This window comes from Phenylobacterium sp. (genome assembly GCF_044358365.1).
In the GTDB taxonomy this organism is placed as follows: domain Bacteria; phylum Pseudomonadota; class Alphaproteobacteria; order Caulobacterales; family Caulobacteraceae; genus Phenylobacterium.
This window is the reverse complement of the sequence record NZ_JBIKNZ010000124.1, coordinates 1-4,336: the sequence shown is the minus strand read 5'-3', so window position 1 is coordinate 4,336 and position 4,336 is coordinate 1. Positions and strand designations below refer to the sequence as shown.

At 64.3% G+C, this 4,336-nt stretch carries 4 protein-coding genes and 1 tRNA gene; 4 read left to right on the top strand and 1 reads right to left on the bottom strand.

What is annotated here, in order from left to right; translation table 11 throughout:
• Nucleotides 1–242: 242 nt before the first annotated feature.
• Entirely contained in the window at nt 243–959 is a 717-nt protein-coding gene (lipB, locus tag ACIQ3B_RS18105; RefSeq protein ID WP_397405074.1) for a lipoyl(octanoyl) transferase LipB, read from the bottom strand.
• Between the two features lie 10 nt (nt 960–969).
• On the opposite strand from lipB, the gene ACIQ3B_RS18100 reads away from it, so the two are divergent.
• The 4 genes from ACIQ3B_RS18100 to ACIQ3B_RS18085 all read left to right on the top strand — a co-directional run bounded on the left by ACIQ3B_RS18100 (nt 970) and on the right by ACIQ3B_RS18085 (nt 4,177).
• Nucleotides 970–1,278: a FliM/FliN family flagellar motor switch protein gene (locus ACIQ3B_RS18100; RefSeq protein ID WP_397405076.1), complete on the top strand. Its 309-nt coding sequence runs from the start codon at nt 970–972 to the stop codon at nt 1,276–1,278.
• Nucleotides 1,279–1,331: 53 nt separating this feature from the next.
• Nucleotides 1,332–1,416 (top strand) — tRNA-Leu (locus ACIQ3B_RS18095).
• Nucleotides 1,417–1,479: 63 nt separating this feature from the next.
• Nucleotides 1,480–2,913 (top strand): magnesium transporter, encoded by a 1,434-nt coding sequence (mgtE, locus tag ACIQ3B_RS18090; protein ID WP_397405072.1) that lies wholly within the window; start codon nt 1,480–1,482, stop codon nt 2,911–2,913.
• A 16-nt stretch (nt 2,914–2,929) separates the two neighbouring features.
• Entirely contained in the window at nt 2,930–4,177 is a 1,248-nt protein-coding gene (locus tag ACIQ3B_RS18085; protein WP_397405070.1) for a lysozyme, read from the top strand.
• Nucleotides 4,178–4,336 lie beyond the last annotated feature (159 nt).

Below are 4,336 nucleotides of genomic sequence, written 5' to 3'. Positions count from 1 at the left end.
CTTGCGGCACGGCCATCAAGGCTCCCCAGCCAGGCCATGACCCCGTAGACAACCATAGACCAAGGTCAGTCCAACAACGAACCTGAGGCAACCGTGAAACCAATTAGACAACAGTTGCAATAACCCCCAAAAAGGGCGGGCCAAGCGTTTGCTTGACGGATTTACGGTTGAACAGGCCGTAACTGGCGCCGAACCGCAGCGTTTGGAAATACAACCCAAGGCGACCATCCGTCGGCGCGCCATCAGGAAAGCGGCGGCGCCATCGTCGTTACGGGACCGAACACGGCCTGGAAGCTCGCCCTCAATGCGGCGTCTGCGGCGTCCATGGTCACCGGCGCGCCGAGATCCGCCAGACTGGTGACACCGTGGGCGGTTACGCCGCAGGGTACGATGCCGCCGAAATGGGAGAGGTCGGGTTCGACGTTCAGCGAAACGCCGTGAAACGATACCCACTTGCGCAGCTTGACCCCGATGGCGGCGATCTTGTCCTCGCGCGGCGGGTCGGTCCGGGCCACCCAGACGCCCACGCGACCGGGTCTGACATCGGCGCATACGTCGAGGGTCGCCAGGGCGCCGATCAGCCAGGCCTCCAGGGCGGCCACGAAGGCGCGCACGTCGCGGTGGCGGCGTGTGAGGTCCAGCATCACATAGGCCACCCGCTGGCCCGGCCCGTGGTAGGTGTACTGGCCGCCGCGCCCGCTTTGAAACACCGGGAAACGTGAGGCGTCCAAGAGGTCCTCGGGTCGCGCCGAGACGCCGGCTGTGTAGAGCGGCGGATGTTCCAGCAGCCAGACCAGTTCGCCCGCCCGGCCTTCGGCGATAGCGGCGGCGCGAGCCTCCATAGCCGCCACTGCGTCAGGGTAGGGAACGGGCGCGCGTGACACCGCCCAGCCGGCCGGTGCGCCGTCAAGACGCGCAAATTGCGCCGAAGCTTCAGAGATTAACGACCGATCAAGCATGTCAGCGCCAATGTGCGCTGCGGCTTGGCGTTATGCAAAGCCCAACGGCGTGTTTCGGGGTTTTTCGGTGGGTCAGGTCAAGTCGGTCAACGTCGAGATTCAGGTGGTGCTGGGACGCGCCGCGCTGCCGATGGCGCAATTGCTGCGGATGGGCCGGGGGGCGGTGATTCCCCTCGATGCGACGGTGAATGACGAGGTCTGGATCCTGGCCAACAATCACCCGGTAGCGCGCGGAGAAATTCAGATCAACGACGAGCGCATCTCCATCTGCGTGACGGGAGAGGCCGATGTTTATGACTACATGGCCGGATCAATCTGAGCCCGCTCTTCCCAAAGCGGTCTGCGTTTGCTACCTGCCGCGCCTCACCACGAGCGGTCGTGGCGGAATTGGTAGACGCGCAGCGTTGAGGTCGCTGTGGGGCAACCCGTGGAAGTTCGAGTCTTCTCGACCGCACCAGTGATTGAGACACGTCAACAGGGATCGAGAAACGTCGTCCGTACACAGCTGAGGGAGGTCCGAATGAGCCGTAACACGGACAGCCTCGCCGATATGGCGGACGACATTCGGCCCCACGAAGTCGACGAAGATCTTGAAGACCTCGCGCTGGACGAGGACTACGCGCTGAACCCGGATTTTGTGTCCAACGTCGCAGATGCGCTGGACCGAGGCGACGCCGAGCGTCTTCGCGAACTGCTGAGCGCGTTGCATCCCGCCGACATCGCCGACCTGATGGGCTTCCTGTCGGCGGACGCCCGCGAGGAGCTGGTCCCGCATCTCGACCCGGAAACCCTTTCCGAAATCCTGTCGGAGCTGGACAGCGAGATTCGCGAGGACGTGCTGGAGCATGTGCCGTCCGCCACCCTGGCCAGGGCCATTGGCGAGATGGACTCCGACGACGCCGCCGACGTGGTCGACGATCTGGAGGATGACAAACGCGCCCAGGTGCTGGCGGCCATGCCGGAGATGGAGCGTGCGGCCATCGAGTCGACGCTCTCCTACGGGGAAGAGACCGCCGGTCGTCTGATGCAGCGCGAGGTGGTGGCGGCGCCCCAGTTCTGGACCGTGGGCCAGGCCATTGACCACTTCCGCAGCGGCGGCGAGGAACTGCCGGAACTGTTCTTCGATATCTATGTGGTGGATCCGGCCTACAAGCCCGTCGGCGCCGTGCCGGTCAGCCACCTGTTGCGGTCCGGTCGGCAGGTTCCTCTGGCCCAGATCATGGAGCCGGTGAACGAGATCGCCATCGATCTGGACCAGGAAGAAGTCGCCTATATCTTCGACAAGTATCACCTGATCTCCGCCCCCGTCGTGGACGTGGGCGGGCGACTGGTGGGTCAGATCACCGTCGACGACATCGTGGGCGTCATCCAGGAGGAGGGCGAGGAGGATATCCTGGCGCTCGCCGGTGTTTCCGACGCCGGTCGCGACGCCGGGGTCGTCGGCATTGTGCGCTCGCGCATACCCTGGCTGATGATCAACATGGTGACCGCCGCGGTCGCGGCCAGTGTGATCGGCGCGTTCCAGGACGAGATTGCCAAACTGGTCGTTCTGGCCGCCCTCTATCCGATCGTGGCCTCCCTAGGCGGCAATGCGGGCACCCAGACGTTGGCCGTGGCTGTGCGGGCTCTGGCCAATCGGGAACTGTCGTCCTTCAATGCGGTTCGGACGGTCTTGCGCGAGATGGGGGTGGGCCTGATCAACGGCGCGGCGCTGGCTGCGATCACCGGGACCGTGATTTTCCTTATGTTCCATGACTTGCGCCTCACCTTGGTGTTCGGTCTGGCGCTGATCATCAATCTGTTCATGGCGTCACTGGCGGGCGCTGTCGTGCCGCTGGTGCTGGAACGGAGCGGCCGCGATCCCGCAGTCTCGTCGTCGATTTTTGTGACCTTCGTAACGGACTTCACGGGCTTCTTTGCATTTTTGGGGCTCGCGAGCCTGATCCTGCTGTAAGTGGCGTCAAGCTTGCGTGAAGGGTCACCAGGCGCCTGCCGCCTATGCCGAATTGGGACAATCCGGGGCCATGTTCTCGCGCCACCGCGTCTCTCGTGGAGCCATCGACCTGCTGAAGCGGTTCGAGGGCTACCGCCAGACCGCCGTCCAGCTGCCCGATGGTCGCTGGATGATCGGCTATGGGCATACCCTGACGGCCCGCGAGGGTGCGGCGGTGTCCCAATCTGATGCAGAAGCCCTCCTGCTCTACGACCTGATCACTGTGGCTCACGTGGTCAATGAGGGCGTCTTCGCGCCGCTCAGCCAAAACCAGTTCGACGCGCTGTGCAGTTTCGCCTTCAACATCGGGGTCGATAACTTCCGCCGCAGCCAGATGCTGAAGCGGCTGAACGCCGGCGATCTGGTGCAGGCGGCCTGCGCCATGGAACTGTGGCGGAAGGCTGATTTCGAGGGCGAGCGGATCGTGATCGACGCCCTGGTCCGCCGCCGTGCGGCCGAGAAGGCGTTGTTCCTCACACCGGCGGGTGAAGGCTGGGTGCCCGCGCCAAGCCCATTGCTCCGTCCCGTGCTTGACGTCGACGCGCTCAGTCTGGTCCCCAGCGTCCGGCCAACAGAGCTTTCCACAGCAATCGAGGGCGCTCGGATCGTCGTCAGCCGCGAGGATGGATCTGATGCCGCGCCTCAGCCATCAGCGCCCGAGGCGCCCCTGGCGCCGGCCCTGGCCGCAGCGTCCGAGGCCATGACGTCGCGACTGTCTACTCTCTTTGCCGACCCCGGTGAGGAACCTGAACTGACGATGCCCGCTCTGGGCGCCTCTACCGCCGACGCGCCGTCGATCGGCGAGTTCAAGTTTCTCGACGAGCCTGAGCTCGAGCTGGTTCCTGACAAGCTTTCGCCGGGGCCCGACCGGTTGGACGCCGAGCTGGAAATTCCCAAAACCCCGTTTCCGGAATTCCGGCAAGAGGCGATGAGTTCCAGCGTCAACGTTGAGATGGCGCCCTTCGAGTTCATCCCGGCCCGTAACCGGCCGGCGGCACGTCGCAAGGAGCCATCGCTGGTATGGGACCTCTTGCTGGCGCTGCTGGGTCTCTCACTGTTCGGCTTTGCCGCGTTGTGGGGCGCCTATGCGGATGGCTCGGCGATGGGCGGACTTGTGACGCCTCTGCGCGTTGCCTGGCTGGTGGGATTGTCCGGGATCGCCTTCCTGGTGATTGCAGCATTCCGCTTTCTGCAGCGGTTGGAACGGCAGGCGGAACGGGACTAGGCTCAGGACCCATTGAAATGATTCCCAAGGCGGGGTTTGTCTGATTCACTGGCGGCGCATGGAGGCGTCGTCATGAGTGATTTGATCTGGTTGTCGCAGGCGCAGATGCGCCGGATTGAGCCGTACTTTCCGCTGTCGCACGGTGTGGCCCGAGTGGAT

Excerpts from the sequence above, each read along its gene's own strand:
- lipB (WP_397405074.1), bottom strand. The coding sequence starts at position 959 with ATGCTTGATCGGTCGTTAATCTCTGAAGCTTCGGCGCAATTTGCGCGT.
- ACIQ3B_RS18100 (WP_397405076.1), top strand. The coding sequence starts at position 970 with ATGTGCGCTGCGGCTTGGCGTTATGCAAAGCCCAACGGCGTGTTTCGG.
- mgtE (WP_397405072.1), top strand. The coding sequence starts at position 1,480 with ATGAGCCGTAACACGGACAGCCTCGCCGATATGGCGGACGACATTCGG.